Here is a 23,517-nt window from a genome sequence, read left to right on the forward strand (position 1 = left end):
CTCGCGAAGCCGGCGCGATCAGTCATCGTGACAATCGGGACGCCGCACAGACGGGAGATCTTCAATGACACATGCAAGAATACCAGACCTCAATGGCCGCTATGATCTTTACGGCCTGATCCACAAGGGTCTTCGCAAGGCCCAATGCGAATTGCTTGCGCGCCTGGGCAGCGCGGATTTCGACGATGCGGCGGCGACCGCACCATTGCTGGCCGACCTTCGTACGATCCTTATGCTTGGGGCCAGCCATCTTGCCCATGAGGACAGGTATATCCACCAGCCGCTCGAAGCGCGCGTGCGGGCTTCGACCGACCGCCTCGAGCACCAGCACGACGATCATCGGCTGGCCTTTGCAGAACTCGAGGACATGATCCGGGCGATAGAGGAGGCACCCCTTGATGCCCGGGCCAGCCTTGGTCGCCGGCTTTACATCGCTTTCACGGTCTTTGTCGGACACGATCTCGAACACATGCATGAGGAGGAGACGGTAACCGCGCCGCAACTATGGGCGAACTTCACGGATGCCGAACTGCAAGGCATCGAAATGGCGATCATCGGGTCGCTCACGCCGGAGAAGAACCTCGCCTTCATGCGCCTGATGATCCCCGCCATGAGCCGCAGCGAGCGTGCCGCGCTTCTGGGAGGCATGAAGGTCTCGGCGCCTGCCGACGCGTTCGCTGCCGTCATCGAATTCGCGGCGCGGCCACATCTGTCGCGTGAGGATTTTTGCGACCTCTCCAGCAGACTTGGGCTCGCTGCCTGAAATTCGCACCGGAGGCGCTCGGAGGCAGTTCGCGTTCGAGCGCAAGGAATTCGACAGGGAGTCAGAACCATGCACAACCGCCATGCGGCAGCCCTGGGCTGCACGATTTCAACCGGCCGGGCTGCTGCCCGCCGTGGAGGCTGCGGCGCATGCGCCGCGCATTGTCCGGCAAAGCCTGGTCGTGCCCAGGCGGCCGGTCGGCCATCGGCGGATAACAGGTGTTTTGCTGCCGGAAGAGGATCGCTGATCCGCACGCCGCCCGACAACCGATGATGGAAGGTCACATCGTGGGCGGCAACTTGGCGTTGCCGGCCAACCGGCTGCTCGCCAGGGAACCCGCGCCTCGGATAAGGCGCGGGTTTGTTGCCTGGGCGCCAGTGGCGCCGCGGTACGCAAGACATCACCGCAGGATGGGAAACCTGCCGGATCATAGTGAATATAAACTTAATGCGCCGGCGCCGGGTGGTCGCGACGGCTGGTGGCGAGCAGGCGATGCGTGGCCTCGAGGATTGCCTCGACTGGCGTGTCGGAGATATTCGCCGACCGTCCGCGCTTCGGCGCGGTCAGGTGATATGCCTGAGCAGGCCGAAAAGCCGCTCGAACGTCTTGCCATAGGGCGGGCGCAGCAGTGCGCCGGCGCTCAGGCGCGACTGCAGGAAAACCGGCTTCTCCTTGCTGAAGGTGCGGAATCCCCATTCACCGTGATAGGCGCCCATGCCGCTGGCGCCGACGCCGCCGAAGGGCTGGTACTCCTGCACCAGATGCAGCATGCAGTCGTTGACGGTCACGCCGCCGGCGACGGTCTCGCGCAGGATGCGCTGGCGGTTGGCGCTGTCGTTGCCGAACCAGTAGAGCGCCAGTGGCCGATCGGCCTGGTTCACATGGCTGATCGCCTCGTCGACGGTGGCATATTCGACGATCGGCAGCACCGGGCCGAAAATCTCCTCGCGCATCAGCCGCAGGTCCGGGCTGGCATTGCCGACCAGGGTCGGCACGAATTTCCGGCCTGTTGTATCGAGGTCTTCGCCGGCCGGATTGATTTCGGTGATGGCGGCGCCGGCATCGCGGGCTTCCGCGATCATGGCGCGCAGGCGCTGGAAGTGCCGGTCGCTGATGATGGCGGTGTAGTCGGGATTGTCGCGCAGCGTGGGGTAGAGCCGCGCCACTGCGGCTGCGAGCTTGGCCGTGACCGTGCCTGCCTGCCCCTTGGGCACCAGCAGGTAGTCCGGCGCGATGCAGGTCTGACCGGCGTTGAGCAGCTTGCCATAGGCAACGCTGGCCGTCGCCGCATCGAGATCGCAGGAGGGATCGAAGATCGCCGGCGACTTGCCACCGAGCTCGAGCGTCACCGGCGTCAGATTGGCGGCGGCGGCGATCGCGACCTGGCGGCCGACCGCGGTCGAGCCGGTGAACAGCAGATGATCGAACGGCATCGAGACGAAGGCCTTGCCCATCTCGGCATCGCCGGTGATGACGCTCAACTCGTCGGGCGAAAAATGCTCGACGGCCAATCCGGCCAGCAACTCCGAGAAAGCCGGCGTCAGCTCGGACGGCTTGACCAGCACGCGATTGCCGGCGGCGAGCGCCGCCGTCACTGGCGCGACGGCGAGCTGGAAGGGATAGTTCCATGGTGAGACGATGCCGACCACACCGAGCGGCTGCGGCACGAGGCGGTTTTTGCCCGGCAGGAACGGCAAGGTGGTGGCGACGCGACGCTCGCGCATCCAGCCTTTCAGGTGAGACAGCGCGTGACGGATGCCGGCGCGCACGACAAACAATTCGGCGAGGCGGGTCTCGTGAGTCGAGCGGCTGCCGAAATCAGCGTTGATCGCGGCGCAAATGTCGGCTTCGTGCCGCTCGGTCAGCGCCAGCAGGCGCTTCAGGCGGTCTTTTCGCACGCCAAGGTCCGGAAAGGGCTGTTTCTCGAAGGCGGCGCGCTGCAAGCCGAACCGCTCGCCGAGAACGTCCTGTCTCACCTGCAGCATCGCGCGCGCTCCTTGCTCCCGCGCAGCTTACATCAGGGCCAGCCTGAATCCAGCCAGGAGCACATGGCGCAGGGACAGGCGAGGCTCACATGGCTGTTTGACCTTCCGTTCGCATCCATGCCGTTGTATCGAATGCGGCAAGCTGAAATCTCCGACAAGGGCGCGTGGCGCATGATTCCGCAAATTCGTGTCACCGCCATGCGACACGGACCCGTCATTACGCCGGAGATGCTGCCCGGCGATGACGGGGCCAACATCAACGGGCCGTCGCTGATCAGCATGCCTGACTGGGTGCCCGGTCGGCTTGGTGCCTACTATCTCTACTTCGCCGACCACACGGGGACCTATATCCGCCTCGCCTACTCCGATTCGCTGCACGGGCCTTGGCGCATCCACCCCGGCGGTGTGCTGTCTCTTGACCAATGTCCGTTCATCGTCGGGCATATCGCCTCGCCCGATGTGCACATCGACCAGAAGCTTCGCCATTTCGTGATGTATTTTCACGGCCCGGCAAAATCCGGTGAAGGCCAGATCACCTTTGCCGCGACATCCGTCGACGGGCTTCGTTTCACTCCGCTTTCCGAACCGCTCGGGCCGTTCTACGCGCGCATCTTCCGCCACGATGGCTGGTGGTACGGTTTGCTTGGAACGGGAGCGATCACCGTCTACCGATCGAGAAACGGCATTTCGGATTTCCAACGCGGTCCGGTCGTGCTGCCTGCCATGCGGCAGGACCTCGCCCCACGGCATGTCGCGCTGCAGAAATCCGGCCGCTGGCTGCGGGTCTATTACACGCGTCGGGGCGACGCGCCGGAACGGATCCTCTACGGCACAATCGATCTCGCCGAGGATTGGCGGGACTGGACCGTGCGAGGCGACAGCGAAGTGTTGCGGCCACTGACGGAGTTCGAAGGGGCCGGCTTGCCGGTCCGCCCCAGTCGGATCGGTCTGGCCCAGGGCAGGGAAAACGCGCTACGCGATCCAGCCATTTTCGAGCAGGATAATCAGACCTGGCTGCTCTATGCGGTCGCCGGAGAAAGTGGGATCGCCCTGGCCGAGCTTGGCTTTTCCGAGGTGCCAGCCGCGGCGCCCCGGAAGCCGGTCGTGGCGTTACGCCGCCGCGCAAGGCGGCTTTTCTGGCACCTTCGACAAAAGGCGCCAATGCTGCCTTCGGCAATGAAATCCCGAAACAGAATTTTCATCGCCGGATGCGCGCGCAGCGGCACCACGCTCAGCCTCAATCTGATGGGCTGTTTCGAGGATATATATGTCCATACCAACGAAGCGCCATACCAGACACTGGTCAAACTGGATCGCTACCAAGCCAACCTGGTCGTAAAACGCACTTTCGTGAGCTACAGGGATCTTGAGGATTTGCCCGCATCGGTCGGCCTGATCTATTGCGTGCGGCATCCTTTCGACGTGCTGACCAGCTCTCATCCGGAGACCGTCGATCTGCGGCCCTTTCACGTGACCATGGAGCGTTGGGAGGCGGAATATGATGGTTTGATGCGGCTGCGACAGGCCCAGCCGGAGAGAGCCATCACCTATTTACGCTATGAGGACGTGATCGCCGAACCGGACATCGTGCAGGCGAGGATTGCCCGATCCTTCGGCCTGGCGCCCGCTACGCTCTTCAGTCGCGATGCAAACAATCCCATCAGGTCCACCTCGCTGAGAAAATGGGAGCGCAATGAAGCGTTCAGGACCTATCTGCGCGGCCTGCCGCCGTCATTTCTCGAGCGTGTGGACGGCTTCTGCCGGGAGTTCGGCTATGACAATTCGGCCGGCATATTGACGACGGAATTGGCTGAATGACGCAGGCAACCGGGATTCTGGCCGAGGATCGCAAGCGGCGCGTGCTGAAGGACGTGTTCGGCTTCGACGATTTCCGCCCCGGCCAGGCCGATGTCATGGACGCGCTGCTCGGCGGGCGCCATGTGCTGGCCGTCATGCCGACAGGTGCCGGCAAGTCGCTTTGCTACCAGGTCCCGGCGCTCGTCATGGGCGGGCTCACCCTCGTCATTTCGCCGCTGGTGGCACTGATGCAGGATCAGGTCGCCGCGCTACGGTTGGCGGGCGTTGGCGCCGACACGATCAATTCCTCGCTCGACCGCGAGGCCAATGTCGCGGCCTGGCGCCGCGTGGCGTCCGGCCAGACGCGGCTGCTCTATCTGGCGCCGGAGCGGCTGATGACCGAGCGCATGCTCGAGGCGCTCTCGAGGCTCGATGTCAGCCTGATCGCCATCGACGAGGCGCATTGCATCTCGCAATGGGGACCGGCGTTCCGGCCCGAGTATGAGGATCTGTCGCGGCTGCGGCACATCTTCCCCAACGTGCCGATCATCGCGGTGACGGCGACGGCGGACGAGAGCACGCGCAGCGACATCGAGGCCCGGCTGTTCGCCGAGCGGGTCGAAACGCTGGTGCTGGGTTTCGACCGGCCCAACATCAAGCTGGCCATCGAATCCAAGCAGGACAGCAAACGACAATTGCTGCGTTTCATCGAGCGTCACGCCGGCAAGAGCGGCATCGTCTACTGCCTGTCGCGCAAGAAGACGGAGGAGATGGCGGCCTTCCTCGAGAAGAATGGCGTCACCGCGCTCGCCTATCATGCCGGCATGAGCAAGGAGGCGCGCGAGGCGAACCAAAACGCCTTCATGACGCTCTCCGGCGTGGTCATGGTGGCGACCATCGCCTTCGGCATGGGCATCGATAAGCCCGACGTCGCCTATGTCTTCCACACCGACATGCCGGGCAGCCTGGAAGCGTATTACCAGGAGATCGGCCGCGCCGGCCGTGACGGACGCAAGGCCGAGGCGCACATGCTCTACGGCCTTGGCGATATCCGCATGCGCAGGCTGTTCATCGACGACGAGGACGCGTCCACCGAGCACAAGAGGCGGGCGCATCGCCGGCTCGACACGCTGATCGGCTATTGCGAGACGGCGCAGTGCCGTCGCCAGGTGCTGCTCGGCTATTTCGGCGAGGAAGCTTCGCCTTGCGGCAATTGCGACAATTGTCTCGACCAGGTGCCGCGCGCCGATGGCGCCGCCGAGGCGCGCATCATCCTGGCGGCCGTCGGCCAGAGCGGCGAGCGCTTCGGCGCTGCCCATGTCATCGACATCCTGCTCGGCCATGAGACCGAAAAGGTGCTGGCCAGGGGTCATGAGAGGCTGGCCAGCTTCGGCGGCGGCGCGGCGCACAAGAAGGATTTCTGGCAGTCGCTGATCCGGCAACTCGTCGCCGGCGGCTTCCTGGAGCCGGATCCGAGCGGCCATGGCGGCCTCGCCATCGCCGAGAAGGGTCGCGCGCTTGGCCGTGGCGAGACCCCGTTCCACTACCGAGTCGAGGTGCGCGCCCGCGCCTTGCGCAAGATGCGAGCGGCCGACGGTTCGGCCATGAATGCCGAAGGCATCGATGCTTCGCTGCTGGCCATGCTCAAATCCCTGCGGCTGCGGCTGGCCAAGGAGCGCCAGGTGCCGGCCTATGTGGTGTTTTCCGACCGCACGCTGATCGACATGGCCGAGCGCTGCCCGCGCGACCTCGACGCTTTCGCGGAAGTGAACGGTGTGGGAGGGGCAAAGCTCAAGGAATTCGGTGAGATATTCCTGAGCGCAATCGCGGCGCATCTGTCAGGGGCGTGAGCGGCTGACGGCTTCCGGCGGCGCGCCAGCGGAAGCTTACGAGGGCAGATTTCATTCGCCGGGACCTGGAAGACGATCGGCCTGGCGTTGAATGCACGCAGCCGGAAGGTGCCGGCGAGGCCGACGCCGGCAAGTCAGCTCCCGAGCTTGGTGGCGAGTTCGGCCTGGATTTGCCGCAGCACCGCCGAGGCGGTCTCGAGCTCGTCGTCGCCAATGAGAGAGACCAGCTCGTGGCGAAGCTCGGCCAGCACCGTGTTGATCGAACTCATCCGCGCCTCACCGTCCTTGGTCAAGGACAATATCTTGGCCCTGCGGTCGCTGGGATCCTCACGCCTTGTGATCAGGCCTTCGGCCACCAGGAGATCGACGAGACGCACCAGCGAAGGCCCTTCGAGGCCGGCCTGTTCCGCGACCGCTCCCTGGCGAGCCTCGCCGCCCAGTTGCCACAATGCCAGCAGCGGCATGGCCACGGCATGCGAAAGTCCGCAACGATCCAATCGCTCGTTGGCGGTGCGACGCCAAAGGCGCGCAACATTGGTTATCAGCTGGCCGATCGTTTCGCGGCTTCTGGATCGCTCATTTTCCATTGCCAATGGTTCGCATACAATCTATTTGAATGCAATTGATACCAGCGAGAGATGACGAAGGCGATCGTTCCATCTGTCCGCCAGGTGTCCGTTCTCAGTGTGAGGGATCGGCGTTCGCCGGACCCTTTTAGGTGTTTTCCGATGTCCGTCGCTTTTAGCGCAGTGCCCTCAGTTTCCACTCCAGCAAATCCGCGTTCGCGCGTCATACTGGCGAGCCTGATAGGCACCACGATCGAATTCTATGACTTCTATGTCTACGCCACGGCCGCCGTGCTGGTGTTTCCTCACCTGTTCTTCCCGGCCGGCAACGACACGACGGCGCTTCTCGCTTCCTTCGCCGTGTTCGGCGCGGCGATGATTGCGCGCCCGCTCGGCGCGATCTTCTTCGGCCATCTGGGCGACCGGCGCGGCCGCAAGATCACGCTGGTTGGCGCGCTGCTGACCATGGGGCTGGCGACATTCCTGATCGGCCTGCTCCCAACCTACGCGAGCGCCGGATGGCTGGCGCCGGCCCTGCTGGTGGTGTTGCGCCTCGCTCAGGGTTTTGCGCTCGGCGGAGAGTGGAGCGGCGCCGCACTGGTGGCGACGGAGAACGCGCCGAAGGGAAAGCGCGCTGTCTACGGCACTTTCCCCCAACTCGGCGCGCCGATCGGCTTCATCATCGCCAACGGCCTGTTCCTGAGCATTGCCGCAGCGATGCCCTCGGACGACCCCTCGCGGCCGTCGATGGCGTTCCTTTCGTGGGGATGGCGCATCCCGTTCCTGTTTTCGGTGGTCATGGTGGCCATCGGTCTGTGGGTCCGGCTCAACCTGGTCGAGAGCGCCGCGTTCGACAATACGGTGCGCACTGGCCGGGTCAGAAAGCTCCCGCTGGCTTCGGCGGTCAAGACGCATTGGAAAGAGCTCATACTCGGCACTTTCTACATGCTCGCCACCTATGTGCTGTTCTACCTGATGACGACGTTTTCGTTGAGCTATGGCCGCGCGGCACCCTCGGCGGCGGTACCGGGCCTCGGCTACAGCTACACGACCTTCGTGCTGATGATGATCATCGGCGTTGTCTTCTTCGGCGTCTTCACCATGGTCTCCGGCCCGTGGGCCGACCGCTGGGGTCGCCGACGCACGCTGATCTGGATCACTCTGGCGATCGCCGCCTTCGGCCTGCTGTGGGTGCCGATGCTTCATGCCGGCACCGTCGGCGTCATGGCGTGGCTCATCGTCGGCTTCAGCCTGATGGGCATGACCTTCGGCCCGATGGGGGCGCTGCTGCCCGAGCTGTTTCCAGCCAATGTCCGCTACACCGGCTCGGGCATCTCCTACAATGTATCCTCGATCCTCGGCGCGGCCGTGGCGCCGTTCATCGCGGTAGCCCTCTGGAGCGCCGGAGGCGGACCTTTCTGGGTCGGCGTTTATCTGTCGGCCATGGCGGTGCTCACCCTGATCTCCTTGTTGATCGGGAATGAGACAAAGGATGTCGACATCAACAATTAGGTTCAAGGAGCTTTCCCGACCCGCCTGGGAGGAGCGGGTCAAAGAGCTGACGCACAATGACGCTCCCTTCCTGGCAAGACTGGCTGTTTTCGATCAAGGCGTTCATCGCCTCGATGCTGGCGCTCTATATCGCGCTGTCATTCGACCTGCCGCGCCCTTACTGGGCCATGGCCGCTGTCTACGTCGTGGCCAATCCGCTTGCCGGCGCGACCTCCTCCAAGGGGCTCTACCGCGCGCTCGGCACACTGATAGGCGCGTCGGCGTCAGTCCTTTTCTTGCCGATGTTCGTCAATTCGCCGCTGCTGTTGAGCATGGTCGTGGCGTTGTGGACTGGCGGGCTGCTTTATATTTCGATGCTGGACCGGACGCCGCGCAGCTATGTCTTCATGCTGGCCGGCTATTCGCTTCCGCTGATCGCGCTGCCGGCGGTCGATGCGCCCCAGACGATCTTCGATATCGCCTCGGCCCGCAGCCAGGAGATCATCCTTGGCATCGTTTGCGCCAGCGTGGTCGCGCAATTGCTGTTCCCGATCGGGCTGTCTTCGCTCTTGTCCTCGCGCATTTCCAACTGGCTTGGCGATGCCGCTGCATGGGCGAGCGACATCCTGCGCGGCGAGGGCGGGCTTGGGGTAACCTTGCTGGCCCGGCAGAAGCTGGCATCGGACATTTCAGGGCTCGACATCCTCATCAGCCAGCTCGGTTACGATGCCCATACGCGCGGCGTCACGCGACAGGCGCGACAGTTGCGCGGGCGGTTGATGTTGCTGCTGCCGCTGCTGTCGTCGCTCGATGACCGCATCCATGGCCTGAAGTCGCAGGACCGCGCGATCCACGAGGAGTTCTTCACCCTTCTCGGTGATGTCGGAACCTGGCTCCAAGTGGTGGACGGTCCTGACCGCGCCGTTCTGTTCCGCTCCCGCATTGCTGATTTGCGGCCGGCCGCGCACGCGGTCGACTGGGACAGCCTCATCCTCGACAGCGCCTTGGCCAGGCTGAGGGAGATCGTCGACGCCTGGCACGACTGCCTGGTGTTGAAAAAGCAGATCGCGACAGGCGATTCGCGGGGCGAAAGGCTCGCCTTCCGCCGTCGCCGCACTTTCTCGCGCACCCGCCATCACGACTACGGTATGTTGTTCTTCTATGCCGGTTCCGTGATCCTCGCCGTGCTGGCGGCCAGCGCCCTGTGGATTTATTCGGGCTGGGCGGAAGGCGCCGGCTTCGTGCTGATGGTGGCGGTCGGGAGTTCGTTCTTCGCCGCCGCCGATCGGCCCGCGCCGCTTCTCCTGTCGATGTTCGTCTGGTGCACGGTCAGCCTGGCGGTCACCGCCCTCTACCAGTTCGCCATCCTGCCGATGGTTCAAAGCTTCCCCTTGCTGGTTCTCGTACTGGCGCCGCCTTTCCTCGTGCTCGGCACGCTCATTCCCAGGCCTCAGCTCAGCATGCTGGCGATGCTGCTCACCGTGAACACCGCATCCTTCATTGCCCTCAGCGACCGGTTTTCCGCCGATTTCGTCTCGTTCGCCGATGGTGGCCTCGCCGCCCTGGCGGGTGTGGGTTTCGCGCTGGTGTGGACGCTGGTGGTGAGGCCATTCGGCGGGGAGATCGCAGCCCGGCGCCTGGTGCATGCCGGCTGGTCGGACCTTGCCCAACTCGCCGCCGGCGATCGCGTCGAGGACCAACGCCGGCTCGCCGGCCGCATGCTCGATCGTCTCGGCCAGCTCGTGCCCAGGCTCGCGGGGACGGAGAACAAGGCGCTGTCGACAATCGATGGCTATGCGGAAATCAGGCTCGGCCTGAACATCGTGGAACTGCAGCGGATGCGCAACCGCCTCACGCCCGACGAGAGGCGCGAGGTCGGCATCGTCCTGTCGGCCGTCGCCGAGCTGTTCAAGGAGCGCCTGCGCCTTGGCGCGGCCGTCACAGCGCCGCCGCGGCTGCTGGCGCGTATCGATCGCGCCCTCGCCACGGTCGCGGGCCGTCAGGCCACGCCGGCCCGGCGGTCGGCGGACGCGCTGGTCGGGCTGCGGCGGGCGCTGTACCGGAACGCCGCGCCACCGATTTATTCGACAATGTCGGAACCCATGCTGCTGGTGGCGGAGTAGATCGATCATGCAAAGCGATATCAGCATAGGCGGCGTCTATCTGCCGGGTCTTCTCGTCCTGATGCTGGCGGCCTTCGTCGTGGCGCGGATCGTCTGGCAAGTGTTGTCGTGGACGGGACTCTATTCCTTCGTCTGGCACAGGGCACTCTTCAATTTCGCGCTCTACATCCTCATCCTCGGGGCATTGTCCTCGCTTTCGAATCGGCTGTTGTCATGAAGTACCGCTTTCTGCGCCTTACCGGCAGGATCCTCGTCACCGCTATCGTCGTTGTCATCGCTTGCGTCGCGGCCTGGAAGCTGTGGGACGACAACATGAATGCCCCATGGACGCGTGATGCGCATGTCCGCGCCGACGTCGTCGGCGTCACGCCTGACGTGTCGGGCCTGGTGGCCGAGGTCCTGGTCAAGGACAACCAGGCGGTGAAGAAGGGCGATGCTCTTTTCCAGGTCGACCGCCAACGCTTCGCGGTGGCGCTCGCTCAGGCGCAGGCGGTGGTGGAGGGGAAGCGGGCAACGCTCGACCAGGCCAAGCGAAACCTCGACCGGCTTCAGCGCCTGACCGCCTCGGCGGTCAGCATCCAGCAGATCGAGGAAGCGCGGTCGACGGTAGCCGAGGCGGAATCGGAAAGCCTGCAGGCCAGCGCATCGCGCGACCTGGCGCAGCTCAATCTGGACCGTTCCGAAGTCCGGGCGCCGGTGAATGGCATCATCACCAATCTCAGCCTTCGCCCGGGAGACTATGTCGCCCCCGGCACGGCCACCATGGCGCTCGTCGACACCGATACGATGCGCATCGAGGGCTATTTCGAGGAGACGAAACTTTCGCGCATAGGGATCGGCGCCAAGGCATCGATCAGGCTGATGGGATGGCCAAACACCCTGTCCGGCCATGTCGCAGGCATCGCCGCGGGGATCGCGGACCGCGAACGCAGCTCGGGCACGTTGCTGGCGGACATCAATCCGACCTTCACCTGGGTGCGGCTCGCGCAGCGCGTTCCCGTGCATATCGTGCTCGACAGCGACGCGGCCACCAAGGCACGGCTGGTTGCCGGGACCTCCGCAACGGTGACCATCGACCGCGCTACGGCACGGTGAGGGCGCCCGCCTCGCGCGGCGCGGTGCTTGAACGGCGGCTCTTTACGCCGGCATTGACCAGGCAATAGCGGCCACGGTTCACGGCGCCGAGACGACTCCGGTTTTGACATGCTTTGCCAAAATACGTCATGCTGGCTTTGAAAGGGGGCTGATATGACGGCCACGGATATATCCTCCCTCACCGGATTGAATTGCCATGGTCGTGAGATCGTTTGCCGGCGGGCGTCAGTGCCGGCCGGCTTCGCCCGCCGCCGAAAAATTGTGCCAGGACCCATCTGTGAGAATAGTTCTAGGAACCTATCAGTTCGATGATGTTGGCGGCAGCGAGACCTATGCAATAACGATTGCCGAACAGTTCCTGAAACTTGGCCACGACATCACGATCTATGTGAAGGCACCTGGGAAGATGGCTCAGGTGGCCAGGGAGCGGGCGATCAGGATCGCAACGGATCTCGAGCTTCCAACGCCCGATGTCGTGCTCAGTCAGGACGGCGTCGTCGCTTATGAGATATCGGCCAGGTGGCCAGAGGTTCCTCACGCTTTTATCTGCCATAGTCCGCTTTTCGAATTGCAGACGCCCCCGGCTGTTCCTGGTGTGGTCGGCGCGGTTGTTGTCATGAGCGCGCGATTTGAAGATCGGCTTCGTGCCCTGGCCACGAAGCACCGGATTGTTCGCTTTCGCCAGCCGATCGATGTGGACAGGCTGGCGCCCCGCGGCGCAGCCCGCAAACAGCCGAAGAAAGCGCTTCTGCTGGGGAACTATCTGCAAGGCGAAGCAAAGCGCTTTCTGGTCGACGCGTGGAGCGGCGCCGGGGTCGAGTTCATGCAGGTCGGCAGCCCCGCCGGCACCAATTCGGCCGACATCGTCCAAGCCATCGCGGAGGCCGATATCGTTGTGGGGAAGGCCCGGGCGATCCTGGATGCGATGTCCTGCGGCCGGCCTGCCTATGTGTACGATGTCTTTGGGACGGACGGCTGGGTAACCCCACAGGTCTATGAGGCGATGGAGGCCGACGCGTTCGCGGGGCTCGCTCTATCGCGCCCCTTTGATCCCGCACAACTGGTCACCGATCTGGGTGCCTATGATCCCCTCATGGGAATGGCTAATCGGAAACTGGTCATGATGCATCACCACGCGCGAATCCATGCCCAGCAGATGATCGATCTGTGTTCGGATCTGGCAAAGCCGACGGCAAGCCGGACCACGCCCAAGCTTGAGCTCTCGAGATTGGTGGCGTCGAACTGGAGGTCGGAATCCAAGTTGCTGTCCGCCAGGATAGCATTTGGACCGGTGGCCGAGCGCGCCAAAAGGGCCGAAGACGAAGTCAGCCGGCTTCGCGCCGAGAACGGACAATACCGTCGCACGATCGAGCAACTGACGAGGGAGCTCAACATCCTGACAACCGGGGAGGAGCGAAACGACTTCCGGCGCCGGATGGCGGCGAAAGTCGACCGGGACCTCGAGGCTGATCAGGGCAAGTTGTCCGAAAACACCACGGATGAACCGGGCGTGAAGATCCACATGTCCCAGATCAATCGTCGCGTCGTCATTGCGAAGATAAAGCGCCTGATACGCAAGCACTATCGAAGGCTGACAGAATGAACGAGTTGAAGAAGTCCGATCGCGCACCCTACCTTATGTGCGCGGACGATGTTCAAATCGGCGACGACGTCTCCATAGGCGCCTATGTCGTCCTCTATCCCGGAACACGACTGGGCCGCGGAGCCCGTATCGAGCATGGCGCCATAATAGGCAGACCAAGCCAATCGAATCCCGGTTCGGTTGCCCAGCCAACAGTTCAGCAGCCGACCGACATAGGCGAGAGAACCATCGTTGGCGCCTACGCCATCGTCTGCTCCGGCGCGATGACCGGCCCCGACGCCTATATCGGTGACCATGCCCTGATCCGCGAAGGCGCGCGTCTTGGGGAAAGGAGCAGCGTCGGTTTCTCCTGTACGGTGGGAAGCAAGTGCGTCATCGGAGAAAACACAAGAATCCAGGGGTTTTGCGGATTTCCGGCAGGGACCATTATCGAAAGCGACTGTGCCATCGGGCCCTACGTCGTCGCGCTCGCCACCACGTTCAGTCCCAACGGGAGGACACCTGACGGTCCCGTTGTCGTTCGGCAGGGTGCCCGTATCGGCAGCGCCGTCCAATTGATGCCCGGGGTGGAAATTGGTGCCGGCGCAACGGTCGGCGCCGCCTCGGTGGTCACCCGCAGCGTCCAGCCCGGCATGACCGTGCGCGGAACCCCGGCATCCGCCAACGTGACAAGAGATGGATGAAACTGGCGGGAGGGAGGGAGGTCTATGCCGTTCAACCCGCCGGGTGGCGCAACTGCTGTTCCTCCCCGGTGCTAAGAAGGGACCGGATCGCTCTGAACACCAGCGTTATGGCTTCGTCGCGCCCGACATCGTCGGCGACTGCCTTGCGCAGCCAAAGTCCATCGATCAGGGCAGCGATGACAAAACTCGCCTCGCGAAGGCGTGTTGTATCGAACATCCCTGCAAACACCGAAGCCAGGTTTGAGCGCAATCGGCGGTAAAACAGCCGCTGGAGCCGGGCATATTGCGGATTTACGCCCGCCTCGGCACAGACCGACAGCCACGCATTGGCGATGGGGCGGGTGAACGCCGAGGCGGGAAAGTTTCCTTCAACGATCGCTTCCAACCGTGCCCAACCGGTCCGCGCCGCCTCCAGTCGCGCTATGACGTCTTCCATCAGCAGGCGATTGTTGTGGCGCACCATGCCGAACAGAACCTCGTCCTTACCCTTGAAATAATAGGCAAGGATGCCGGGCGACATGCCGGCTTCACGGCATATGCGGGCCGAGGTCATGCCTTGCAACCCATGCTCGAGGAATACGCGGCGGGCGGCGGCAATCAGCTCGACGCGCCGTATGTCCTCGATTTTCGTCCGCTTGCCCTGAGTCGTCATTGCTCTTTCTAGCAAATAAGATTTTTGTACGCTCATACAAGATTCTATATTGACATATAATGCAGAGGCCATAGCGTTGGCGGGCAATTCGTCTCACGAAAAAAATGGGGAGCCACAATGCGCACGAGACTCGTTCTGGCCTTGCTTTCGGCGCTCGTCGCCTCGCCGGTCATGGCCGCCGACGCATCGCAATGTCGGAAGGTCCGCATGGCGGATCTGGGCTGGACCGACATCGCCCTGACCAACACCACCGCCGAGGTCATCCTCGATGCCTTGGGATATGACGCCACTCAAACCTTGCTCGGCCTCGGGGTCGCCTATTCGGCGCTGAAGGAAAACGACATGGATGTCTTCCTGGGCAATTGGAGGCCGGTCCAGGACGAGGAATACAAATCCTACTTCGACGAGGGATCGGTCGAAGTGCTGGGCGTCAACCTGGAGGGTGCCAAGTACACGCTGGCCGTACCGCAATATGTCGCGGACCAGGGGATCAAAAGCTTCGACGATCTTGCTTCCCATGCCGACAAGTTCGGCCGCAAGATTTACGGAATCGAGGCAGGCTCGAACAAGCCGCTGCTCGACATGGTGGCCGCCAACCGGCACGGGATGGGCGATTGGCAGATTATCGAATCCAGCGAGGCAGCAATGCTGACGCAGGTCTCGAATTCCGTGGCGGACAAGAGCTGGGTCGTCTTCCTTGGCTGGGAACCGCATCCGATGAATCTCGATTACAAGATAAGCTATTTGTCGGGCGGGGACGTCGAGTTCGGACCGAATTTCGGCGGCGCCACGGTGCGCACCATCGCTCGCAAGGGATTCTCGGCGGAATGCCCCAACGCGGCCAAACTGTTCGCCAATCTGGTATTCGATCTCGACTACGAGAACCACGGCATGCGGATGATCCTGGGGGAGGGCAAATCCGCCGACGAAGCCGCCCGCGAGATGATCAAGCGCAATCCGGACAAGCTCGCCAAATGGCTGGACGGCGTCTCGACCCTTGGCGGCCAGCCAGCCGTGCCGGCCGTGAAAAGCGCTCTCGGCCTTTAGATGACGCAAAGCATGCTTGCGGCCGTGCTGGAACACGCCGGCCAGCCGTTGCACATCATGAGCGTGCCGCGGCCGGAACCGGGTCCCGGAGAAATACTGGTCCGTCTGGAGGCCAGCGGCATATGCCATACCGATGTGCATGTGTGGCAAGGGCATCTGCGGCCGGCTTCGGGGCAAGCGGCGGCGATTCTTGGCCATGAGGGCGTGGGCAGGGTGGTGCGGACGGGTGCCGGCGTCACGGGCTGGCGGGTTGGCGAGCGGGCGGGCGTCGCCTGGCTGCATGACGCCTGCGGCTGCTGCGATGAATGCCACGCCGACATGGAATCCTTCTGCCAGCACCAGCGCGCCCATGGCTTCGATGTCGCGGGCACTTTTGCCGAATATGTCGTGGCCGATGCGCGTTTCGCTGCGCGCGTGCCGGACCAAGGCGATGCGGCCATGCTGGCGCCTTTGATGTGCGCGGGCCTGACCGCTTTCGGGGCGCTGAAGCGGGCGGAGGTCGTTGCCGGCGAGGTCTGTGCCGTGTTCGGCTGCGGTGGCCTGGGCCTTTATGCGATCCAGATCGCCCGGCGGCTCGGCGCGGTGGTCATCGCCGTCGACACGGATGAGGCCAAGCTCCGCCTCGCGGCTTCACTTGGCGCCGAACACACGCTTCTTGCCTCGCCCGGTCTGGCTGGTGATTGGCCGGCGCGGCTGCGTGCCCATGTCTGCATCAATTTTGCGCCGACACCGGCGAGCTGGGATGCGATGACCGCGGCCATCCGTCCGCGCGGCAGGATCATCGCCGCGGCCATGGTCTCGCAACCGGTACCCCTCAGCCAGGAATGGCTCACCGCCACCGGTGTCTGGATAACCGGCACCAGCGTGGGCACGCGCGCGCAGATGCGTGAACTGATGCAATTGCACGAGGCGCAGCCGCTAGAGGCTCAGGTCGAGCGCGTCACGCTCGCGGAAGTGACCAGCGCGCTGGGGCGGTTGAAAGCGGGCACCGCCGAAGGACGGCAGGCGATTGTCTTTGGTGCCGGTGTCTGAGATGCCGTCGGCCGAGTCGTATCGGCGGGATACGCATTGCCAGATACGCCACCGACAGGGGATTGGGCAGACTGTGCCGCCAGACCGGATGGGCGGGCGATGCTTGGCGGGCCGAAGCCGAAGAAACGGAGAACTACGTCTACTCCATAGCCCTCCAAAATTGAGCGAATGGCGACAATTGGGGTGGGTAGCGGAGGTTAGCTATTGCAAGGCAGACTGCCAAATCGGACGAGCGTGACCACGGTCTGCTTCTCGGCATGAACAGTGATCCGAAGGCAAGATGTGAGGACGGGCAGCGGCGATCTTGCGGCACACCTGAACTCGGTGGAAAGCAAGCGGGCTCCATCGGGGGCGCATACTCCCGATCAATCAGGCGGCCGCAGCGCGATTGAGTTTCGGAACGACGGCGTCGATGAACGTGTCCATCGTTGCTTCACCCATATCCACGGCCTTGGCACCTTCGCCATGGATAATCCTCACGTCGGTGATGCCGAGGACGTTGAGAATGGCCTTGAGGTATCGGGGGGCAAAATTGAGGTGGTTGATGGGCGAGGCCTCGCCATAGATGCCGCCGGACGCCAGCACCACGGTGGCTCTCTTGCCGATCAGCAGTCCCTTGCCGTCGAAGCCAAGCGTTACGCCCTTGCGCACGATGTGATCGATCCAGGCTTTGAGGCTGGCCGGGATATTGTAGTTGTAGACCGGCGTGGCGATGACAAGCTCGTCAGCTGCCAGCAATTCGGCAACCAGCGCGTCCGAGAGACGCAGTTGCTCGGCCATGTCCGAGGTATGGGCATGCGGTGACGTGAAATAGGCCGACAACCACGGCATGGTCACGTGCGGCAGCGCATCCACGGCCAGGTCGCGCCGCACGACCGCGCCATCCGGGTGCACCTCGAGCCAATTGGCGACAAGGCGTTTGGTCAGCTGGCGGGAAATCGAAGCCTCGCCGCGCGCGCTGGTTTCGACAACGAGAAGGTTGGGCATGGCGTCCTCAAGGTTTGGGCTAAACAGCCGGAACAGATGCGGACGATATAGGCTTTCTATCCAGCAGCAGGAGCGATAATAAAGTGATCATCTCTATCGGCTAATATGATGGATCATGATCGGCAGTCTCAGCCTCGACCAGTTGCGCATCCTGGTGACCATTGCTGATGCCGGCAGCTTTTCGGCGGCCGGGCGGCAATTGCGCCGCGCGCAATCGGCAATCAGCCAATCGGTGGCGACATTGGAAGCCGCGCAGGGCGTCCAGCTCTTTGACCGCAGCACACATCGCCCCCGTCTGACTGAAACGGGCCGGGTTCTGGTCGATCAGGCCCGGCTGGTGCTTTCGAGCGCGGCACGCTTCGAGGCCGTCGCGACCGGGGCGCGAGGCGGGGTCGAGCCCGAGCTTGCCCTAGCCATAGATCCGCTGGTGCCCACCGCCCCGCTTATCGAAAGCCTGCGCGCGTTGCACCAGGCCTATCCGCATCTTCCCATAAGCTTCTCGACCGAGGGCCTGGGCGGGGCGCTGCGTCGTTTGCGCAGCGGCGACGTCGCACTGGCCTTCTGCCTGCTGCTGCCGGTGGTGCCCGAGGACGTCGTGGCATTGCCGCTGCTGCGCATGGCGCTGACGCCTGTGGTCAGCGCCGATCACCCATTGGCAGCGCTTGGTCGTCCGGCAACCCGCAACGACCTGGAGCGCCATATCCAGCTCGTCCTGTCCGACCCGGTCGATCGGGAAGCGAACAATTACGGCCTGGCCAGCGCCACGCGGTGGCGCTTTGTCGACCTCGGCCGCAGGCTGGATTTCCTGCTGGCCGGCTTCGGCTGGTGCCGGATGCCGGAGCATCTGATTGCCGATCATCTCGCAGCCAGCGTTCTAGTTCGGCTCGAGCTGGCCGAAGATGCCCGTGACCCGGCAAACGCCCTGACCATCTACGCCGCTCGCATGGCGGACCATGAACCTGGCCCGGCCGGCCGGTGGCTCCTTAACGACCTGCAGGTCCGGCTGTCGCTCTGATCCGGTCAAACAGTTGTCGTCAGTATCGCCTAATCCCTGACATGTCAGTCGCCAGAACGAGCAGGGTTCATGTCACCTTGCTCAGTTCACGGATCGGGAGGCGGCTGATGCTGTGGCCTGTGGCGGCTTCAGCCGCGCGGCGGAGCATGCGCGGGTCTGACGCTCCCTGATGGTCGAGCCGCGGCGTATAAGGCGCCTCCAGCCTTGCTGCCTCGTCGTCGGTGAGGCTGATCGAAAGGGAAGCCACAGCGTCGTCGATATGGTCTGGTTTCAGCGCACCGACGATCGGAGCTGCCACTACAGGATTGCGACGCAGCCAGGCCAGCGCAATCATTGACCGGCCGACGCCCCGTTCTTTCGCAATCGCCCCCACCGCATCGACAATCAGCTTGTCGCTGTCGGCAGTGGCTGCTCCCAGATTGTAGACGGCTTCGGTTTTCGCCCTTGCGGTGATCGCTCCCCACGGCCGGGCCAGCCGTCCGCGGTTGAGAGGGCTGTAGACAATGGTCTGCACCCCTTCGTCGATGCAAAGCGCATGCATCTCGCGCTCTTCCTCGCGGTCGAGAAGATTGTAGGTATCCTGCATCGACACGAAGCGGGCCCAGCCGTTGGATTTCTGCAGGTGTAGCGCTTTGCCGAATTCCCAGGCCTTCATGGACGATGCGCCGAGATAGCGGACCTTGCCGGCCTTGACGACATCGTTCAGGGCCTCGAGCGTTTCTTCCCAGGGGGTGGTCCTGTCACGACGATGGATTTGGTAGAGGTCGATATAGTCGCTGCCCAGGCGCCTCAGGCTCATATCGACTTCGGTCATGATCGCCTTGCGCGATAGCCCGATGCCATTGGGTCCGTCGCGCATTGGTGCGCTGAGTTTGGTGGCGATCACAACGTTTTCGCGGTGCGCAAAGTCCTTCAGTGCCCGCCCGAGGATCTCCTCGCTGGAACCGTTTGAATACAGATTGGCGGTGTCGAAGAAATTGATGCCCGCTTCGAGTGCGTGGCGAATGAGACGTCGACTTGCTTCCTCGTCGAGCGACCAGGAGGGGTAACCTCGCGATGGATTCCCGAACCCCATGCAGCCAATACAGATAGGCGAAATATCGAGGCCCGTCCGGCCGAGCTTGGCATATTGCATGTCCGTCTCCACATCCGCTATATTCGGACAAATGTCCGCTTAGCGTTAAGTAACGGACAATTGTCCGTTTAGTCAAGAGGCGACATGGCTGTAGAAGAGGAGGGATTGCGAGCAGACGCCCGCGCCAACCGAGATCGCATACTTGAGGTGGCACGAAAGGCCCTGACCGCCGATCCCGAAACGCCGCTTAGCGCTATCGGCAAGGCAGCCGGAGTTGGGCAAGGCACGCTCTATCGCCACTTCCCGACCCGGGAAGCCCTGGCCCTTGCCATTTATCGCAAGGAGATCAACGCCCTTGCGGCTCTCGCATCCACGCTTGTGCAGGAGCATCCGCCGCTGGAGGCGTTTCGTCTGTGGTGTGCCCAGGTGGCGGATTCCAGCGCCATGAAGCGCGGCGTGGCAAGGCTCCTGCAAGGGGCCACGTCCGAGGATGACGGACGCGAAACCTATCAGCAGATGCTGTTGGCGGTGCGTTCACTCATCGCCGCATGCGAGACCGCCGGCGCGATTGATCGCGATGCAAATGCCGACGATGTTTTGATGCTTCTCGGAGTCCTTTGGCAAATCCCATCCCATCGCGGGAGGGATGCACAGGCAGCGAGGATAATAGCGCTCATCTTCAGGGGGTTGGGTGCCGAAGACGAGCCAGGCAGCCGTGCTGGACCATGAAGCTCGTTCTTGTGTTGGAGCGCTTGTCGGGGTTCGTCGGGGTCTGCATGTATCGCGAACGCGGGTTTCACGCATTCGCTTTTAGGCGACCAACGTCAGAAATGGGGGCGTAAGCCGCTGTCGCCGCTCTCGAGATATCGGCCTGTAGCGTAGGATCGGCGGTTCGCTATGTCAGTTGGTGGCGATGCGGTGATCGGCGGCGATAAGCACTATGGCGTATAATCGGCGGCGTATGGCGGAGAGGGAGGGATTCGAACCCCCGATGGGCTTGCACCCATGCCGCATTTCGAGTGCGGTGCATTCGACCACTCTGCCACCTCTCCGCGGTCATGGTCGGCCGTTGCCGGCGCGGCGCACTAGATAACGGCTGAACGGGCAGGTTACAAGGCCAAATCCACCGATATTTGGCTTGCCCGACAAGCACGGGATTCACGGGCGGCATTGGCCCGGCAGGGCATGGCGGTCTTGACGGTCGTCGCCGATTTCTCCAGCGTGCCGCAGGCCTTGCCGCAAAAGATCGCCGGCCGGCCGGCCAAAGCAGTCCCGGCAACGGGTGTTGCCTTGACTCCCGCTCAACCTTCGGTTAGGGACAGCGCGCAATCGGCGTGGAGGGTTCTTCCGCGCCGCTTGTTTTTTGAACCCGCAGACTGACAAAAAGACGGCCGAACCGCCAGACGCGGTTCATCAAGGCCGACCGAACAGCGAAAGGCAAAAAATGTTCGCAGTCATTAAAACGGGCGGCAAGCAGTATCGCGTCGCCGCCAACGATCTCCTGAAGATCGAAAAAGTCGAAGCCAATGTCGGCGATATCGTCGAGATCGGCCACGTGCTCGCGCATGGCGAGGGCGAGAATGTCACGTTCGGCGCGCCGTTCGTCGATGGCGCCCTGGTTACCGCCGAAGTCGTCGAGCAGGGCAAGAACCGCACGGTCATCGCTTTCAAGAAGCGCCGCCGCCAGAATTCGCGCCGCAAGATCGGCCATCGCCAGCTTTTGACCACCGTGCGGATCTCCGAGATCCTGCTGGGTGGCGCCAAGCCGACCAAGAAGGCGGCCGTGAAGGCGGAAGCCAAGGCCGAAGTCGCCGCCGAGGCCGCGCCGAAGGAAGCCAAGGCCAAGAAGGAAGCCAAGGCGGAAGCTGCACCGAAGGACGAGGCGAAGGCCGAGACGGCCGCCGCGCCGCTGTTCAAGGCGCCGAAAGGCGAGCCGGACGACCTGACCGTGATCAAGGGCATCGGCCCGGTCGCCGCCAAGGATCTCGCCGAGCAGGGCATTATCACCTTCGCGCAACTGGCCAAGCTGACCGACAAGGACGTCGCCAAGATCGACGAGCACATGCCGTTCAGCGCCGACCAGATCAAGGACTGGCGCGAACAGGCCAAGGAACTGGCCAAGAAGTAATTTTTCCGGCGAAACATCAGCCGGATCGGACTTGAAACGGAACGCGAACGCGTTCATAAGGCCTTTTAGGCGCCTTGCGGCGCAACGGAGTTAGTTAGATGGCACACAAGAAAGCTGGCGGCTCGTCGCGCAACGGTCGCGACTCGCATTCCAAGCGTCTGGGCGTGAAGAAGTTCGGCGGCGAAGCCGTCATCCCGGGCAACATCATCATTCGTCAACGCGGCACCACCTGGCATCCCGGCGTCAATGTCGGCATGGGCACGGACCATACCCTTTTTGCGCTCGAATCCGGCGCCGTGACGTTCAACAAAAAAGCCAACGGCCGAACCTACGTATCGGTCAACCCGATTACCAAAGCCGCGGAGTAGCCGGTTCCGCACTAGAACACCGGCGCCCATCTCGGGAACCGGTGTCTGGCAAAACCAGGAAAAGGATCAGGGGAGATGGGTTTCCATCTCCCCTTTTTCTTGTGCCTGGAGGATTTTCAAATGGTTGCCGAAGCGGAAGACAGTGAAGACGAAAGTTACGCGATAGACTGCCCGGTGCTGGTCACCGAGCGGCTGGTGATGCGGGCGCCGCGCGAAGAGGACATCGCGCAACTGGTCGAGCTTGCCGACAACCGTCATGTCGCCGAAATGCTGGCGCGCATGCCGCACCCCTATGGCGAGGACGAGGCGCGCGCCTTCCTCGCCATGACCAGGTCGCGCCGGGCCGGCATTGCCTATGCCCTGACGCTGGCCGGCACCGACACTTTCGTCGGCTGCGCGGGCTTGAACACCACCGATCGCGGGCTGGAACTCGGCTACTGGATCGGCGAACCCTACTGGAAGCGGGGCTATGCCACCGAGGCCGCCCACGCGCTGGTCGACCTCGCCTTCCAGAAGACCTCGATCCAGGTGCTGCATGCCTCGACGCGGGTCATCAATCCGGCCTCGCGTCGGGTGATCCACAAGTGCGGTTTCCAGTATGCCGGCCAGGGCATGCTGAACTCGATCGTCGCCGGCCAGGTGCCGGTCGAGCGCTACAGGCTGGACCGCAAGACATGGACGAGCCTGCGCAACTGGGTACACTTTTGAGCGATGGCGCCGTCAAGCCAATGGTCTACGACAGCAACGGTATCGAAACGATCGCGCCGATAACGCCCGGTGACATCGAAAGCTTTCATCGTGCGCTTGATCTCGTTGCGCGTGAGCGGAAGTACCTGTCCTTCCTCGAGGCGCCACCGCTGGATCAAACCCGGCGATTTGCGTTGGACCGCATCGCGAAAGGCGATCCGGGGTTCGTGGCCGTCATTCGTGGCGAGGTCGTCGGTTGGTGCGACATCACCCGCCATGACCGGCTCATCCATGCCCATCGCGGCAGTCTCGGAATGGGAATTGTTGCCTCCCATCGCGGGCGCGGGCTCGGATCGCGGCTTATCCATGCCGCCTTGGCGCAGGCACGCAAGACCGGCTTTGTCCGCGTCGAGCTGTCCGTACACGCCGACAATGCCCGCGCCATCGCTCTTTACGACAAGGTCGGGTTTGTCAGGGAAGGTGTGCAGCGCGACGCTATCTGTATCGACGGGCAATACGGCGATACGATCATGATGGCGATCGTCGAACGCGAAAACGCAGCCGGATGAA

Annotated in this window: 21 protein-coding genes, 1 tRNA gene and 1 pseudogene; 17 read left to right on the top strand and 6 right to left on the bottom strand. The window is 63.2% G+C overall.

Annotated features, from left to right (window positions below):
• The first annotated feature begins 64 nt into the window (after positions 1-64).
• Positions 65-763, top strand: coding sequence for a hemerythrin domain-containing protein (locus EB815_RS06495; RefSeq protein ID WP_056575157.1), 699 nt, complete (start codon positions 65-67; stop codon positions 761-763).
• A gap of 563 nt (positions 764-1,326) precedes the next feature.
• On the opposite strand, the gene EB815_RS06500 is transcribed toward EB815_RS06495, so the two are convergent.
• Positions 1,327-2,748 (bottom strand): coniferyl aldehyde dehydrogenase, encoded by a 1,422-nt coding sequence (locus EB815_RS06500; RefSeq protein WP_056575163.1) that lies wholly within the window; start codon positions 2,746-2,748, stop codon positions 1,327-1,329.
• Positions 2,749-2,811: 63 nt separating this feature from the next.
• On the opposite strand from EB815_RS06500, the gene EB815_RS06505 reads away from it, so the two are divergent.
• Both EB815_RS06505 and recQ read left to right on the top strand, forming a co-directional pair.
• Positions 2,812-4,566: a sulfotransferase gene (locus EB815_RS06505; protein WP_056575170.1), complete on the top strand. Its 1,755-nt coding sequence runs from the start codon at positions 2,812-2,814 to the stop codon at positions 4,564-4,566.
• Positions 4,563-6,395 (top strand): DNA helicase RecQ, encoded by a 1,833-nt coding sequence (gene recQ, locus EB815_RS06510; protein WP_056575173.1) that lies wholly within the window; start codon positions 4,563-4,565, stop codon positions 6,393-6,395. Before EB815_RS06505 ends, recQ begins: the two co-directional genes overlap by 4 nt.
• Positions 6,396-6,529: 134 nt before the next feature.
• On the opposite strand, the gene EB815_RS06515 is transcribed toward recQ, so the two are convergent.
• The gene (locus tag EB815_RS06515; RefSeq protein ID WP_244494131.1) at positions 6,530-6,859 is read right to left on the bottom strand and encodes a MarR family winged helix-turn-helix transcriptional regulator; all 330 of its coding nucleotides are present in this window, start codon (positions 6,857-6,859) and stop codon (positions 6,530-6,532) included.
• Positions 6,860-7,123: 264 nt separating this feature from the next.
• Here EB815_RS06515 and EB815_RS06520 point away from each other — a divergent pair, with 264 nt between their 5' ends.
• The 6 genes from EB815_RS06520 to EB815_RS33930 all read left to right on the top strand — a co-directional run bounded on the left by EB815_RS06520 (position 7,124) and on the right by EB815_RS33930 (position 13,956).
• A complete protein-coding gene (locus EB815_RS06520; RefSeq protein ID WP_056575178.1) occupies positions 7,124-8,473 on the top strand; it encodes an MFS transporter in 1,350 nt (449 codons plus the stop codon).
• Between the two features lie 56 nt (positions 8,474-8,529).
• Positions 8,530-10,575, top strand: a complete 2,046-nt coding sequence (locus EB815_RS06525; RefSeq protein ID WP_056575180.1) for an FUSC family protein — start codon at positions 8,530-8,532, stop codon at positions 10,573-10,575.
• Positions 10,576-10,582: 7 nt separating this feature from the next.
• Positions 10,583-10,792 carry a DUF1656 domain-containing protein gene (locus tag EB815_RS06530; protein WP_056575183.1) on the top strand — a complete coding sequence of 70 codons (210 nt, stop codon included), beginning with the start codon at positions 10,583-10,585 and terminating at the stop codon, positions 10,790-10,792.
• On the top strand, positions 10,789-11,670 hold the full coding sequence (locus EB815_RS06535; protein ID WP_065005502.1) for an efflux RND transporter periplasmic adaptor subunit: 882 nt from the start codon (positions 10,789-10,791) through the stop codon (positions 11,668-11,670). The genes EB815_RS06530 and EB815_RS06535 overlap by 4 nt, the downstream gene beginning before the upstream one ends.
• 196 nt (positions 11,671-11,866) lie before the next feature.
• On the top strand, positions 11,867-13,273 hold the full coding sequence (locus tag EB815_RS06540; RefSeq protein ID WP_056575189.1) for a hypothetical protein: 1,407 nt from the start codon (positions 11,867-11,869) through the stop codon (positions 13,271-13,273).
• Entirely contained in the window at positions 13,270-13,956 is a 687-nt protein-coding gene (locus EB815_RS33930; protein ID WP_056575192.1) for a DapH/DapD/GlmU-related protein, read from the top strand. The genes EB815_RS06540 and EB815_RS33930 overlap by 4 nt, the downstream gene beginning before the upstream one ends.
• A 31-nt stretch (positions 13,957-13,987) precedes the next feature.
• On the opposite strand, the gene betI is transcribed toward EB815_RS33930, so the two are convergent.
• Positions 13,988-14,644 carry a transcriptional regulator BetI gene (gene betI / locus EB815_RS06550; protein WP_162258939.1) on the bottom strand — a complete coding sequence of 219 codons (657 nt, stop codon included), beginning with the start codon at positions 14,642-14,644 and terminating at the stop codon, positions 13,988-13,990.
• Between the two features lie 81 nt (positions 14,645-14,725).
• Between betI and choX the strand changes: the two genes are divergently transcribed.
• Positions 14,726-15,655, top strand: coding sequence for a choline ABC transporter substrate-binding protein (choX, locus tag EB815_RS06555; protein WP_056575198.1), 930 nt, complete (start codon positions 14,726-14,728; stop codon positions 15,653-15,655).
• Between the two features lie 12 nt (positions 15,656-15,667).
• Positions 15,668-16,687: an alcohol dehydrogenase catalytic domain-containing protein gene (locus EB815_RS06560; protein WP_244494122.1), complete on the top strand. Its 1,020-nt coding sequence runs from the start codon at positions 15,668-15,670 to the stop codon at positions 16,685-16,687.
• Between the two features lie 369 nt (positions 16,688-17,056).
• Here EB815_RS06560 and EB815_RS06565 read toward each other — a convergent pair whose 3' ends face one another.
• The gene (locus EB815_RS06565; RefSeq protein ID WP_056575204.1) at positions 17,057-17,674 is read right to left on the bottom strand and encodes an FMN-dependent NADH-azoreductase; all 618 of its coding nucleotides are present in this window, start codon (positions 17,672-17,674) and stop codon (positions 17,057-17,059) included.
• Positions 17,675-17,789: 115 nt separating this feature from the next.
• On the opposite strand from EB815_RS06565, the gene EB815_RS06570 reads away from it, so the two are divergent.
• On the top strand, positions 17,790-18,689 hold the full coding sequence (locus EB815_RS06570; RefSeq protein ID WP_056575206.1) for a LysR family transcriptional regulator: 900 nt from the start codon (positions 17,790-17,792) through the stop codon (positions 18,687-18,689).
• A gap of 181 nt (positions 18,690-18,870) precedes the next feature.
• Here the strand turns inward: EB815_RS06570 and EB815_RS06575 are convergent.
• Positions 18,871-19,824, bottom strand: a pseudogene (locus EB815_RS06575) (aldo/keto reductase); the annotation flags it as partial.
• Between the two features lie 84 nt (positions 19,825-19,908).
• Here EB815_RS06575 and EB815_RS33935 point away from each other — a divergent pair.
• Positions 19,909-20,493, top strand: a complete 585-nt coding sequence (locus EB815_RS33935; RefSeq protein ID WP_056575211.1) for a TetR/AcrR family transcriptional regulator — start codon at positions 19,909-19,911, stop codon at positions 20,491-20,493.
• A 233-nt stretch (positions 20,494-20,726) separates the two neighbouring features.
• On the opposite strand, the gene EB815_RS06585 is transcribed toward EB815_RS33935, so the two are convergent.
• Positions 20,727-20,816, bottom strand: a tRNA-Ser gene (locus tag EB815_RS06585).
• 392 nt (positions 20,817-21,208) lie between these two features.
• Here EB815_RS06585 and EB815_RS06590 point away from each other — a divergent pair.
• The 4 genes from EB815_RS06590 (at position 21,209) to EB815_RS06605 (ending at position 23,516) form a co-directional block, all read left to right on the top strand.
• Positions 21,209-21,892, top strand: a complete 684-nt coding sequence (locus EB815_RS06590) for a 50S ribosomal protein L21 (protein ID WP_056576446.1) — start codon at positions 21,209-21,211, stop codon at positions 21,890-21,892.
• 98 nt (positions 21,893-21,990) lie between these two features.
• Complete coding sequence (gene rpmA, locus EB815_RS06595; RefSeq protein ID WP_010912120.1) at positions 21,991-22,260, top strand: 50S ribosomal protein L27; 270 nt, start codon at positions 21,991-21,993, stop codon at positions 22,258-22,260.
• A gap of 120 nt (positions 22,261-22,380) precedes the next feature.
• Positions 22,381-22,968 (top strand): GNAT family N-acetyltransferase, encoded by a 588-nt coding sequence (locus EB815_RS06600; protein ID WP_056575214.1) that lies wholly within the window; start codon positions 22,381-22,383, stop codon positions 22,966-22,968.
• A 20-nt stretch (positions 22,969-22,988) separates the two neighbouring features.
• The gene (locus EB815_RS06605; protein WP_056576451.1) at positions 22,989-23,516 is read left to right on the top strand and encodes a GNAT family N-acetyltransferase; all 528 of its coding nucleotides are present in this window, start codon (positions 22,989-22,991) and stop codon (positions 23,514-23,516) included.
• The last annotated feature ends 1 nt before the right edge of the window (position 23,517 follow it).

This window comes from Mesorhizobium loti (assembly GCF_013170705.1).
GTDB classification, from domain to species: Bacteria; Pseudomonadota; Alphaproteobacteria; order Rhizobiales; family Rhizobiaceae; genus Mesorhizobium; species Mesorhizobium loti_D.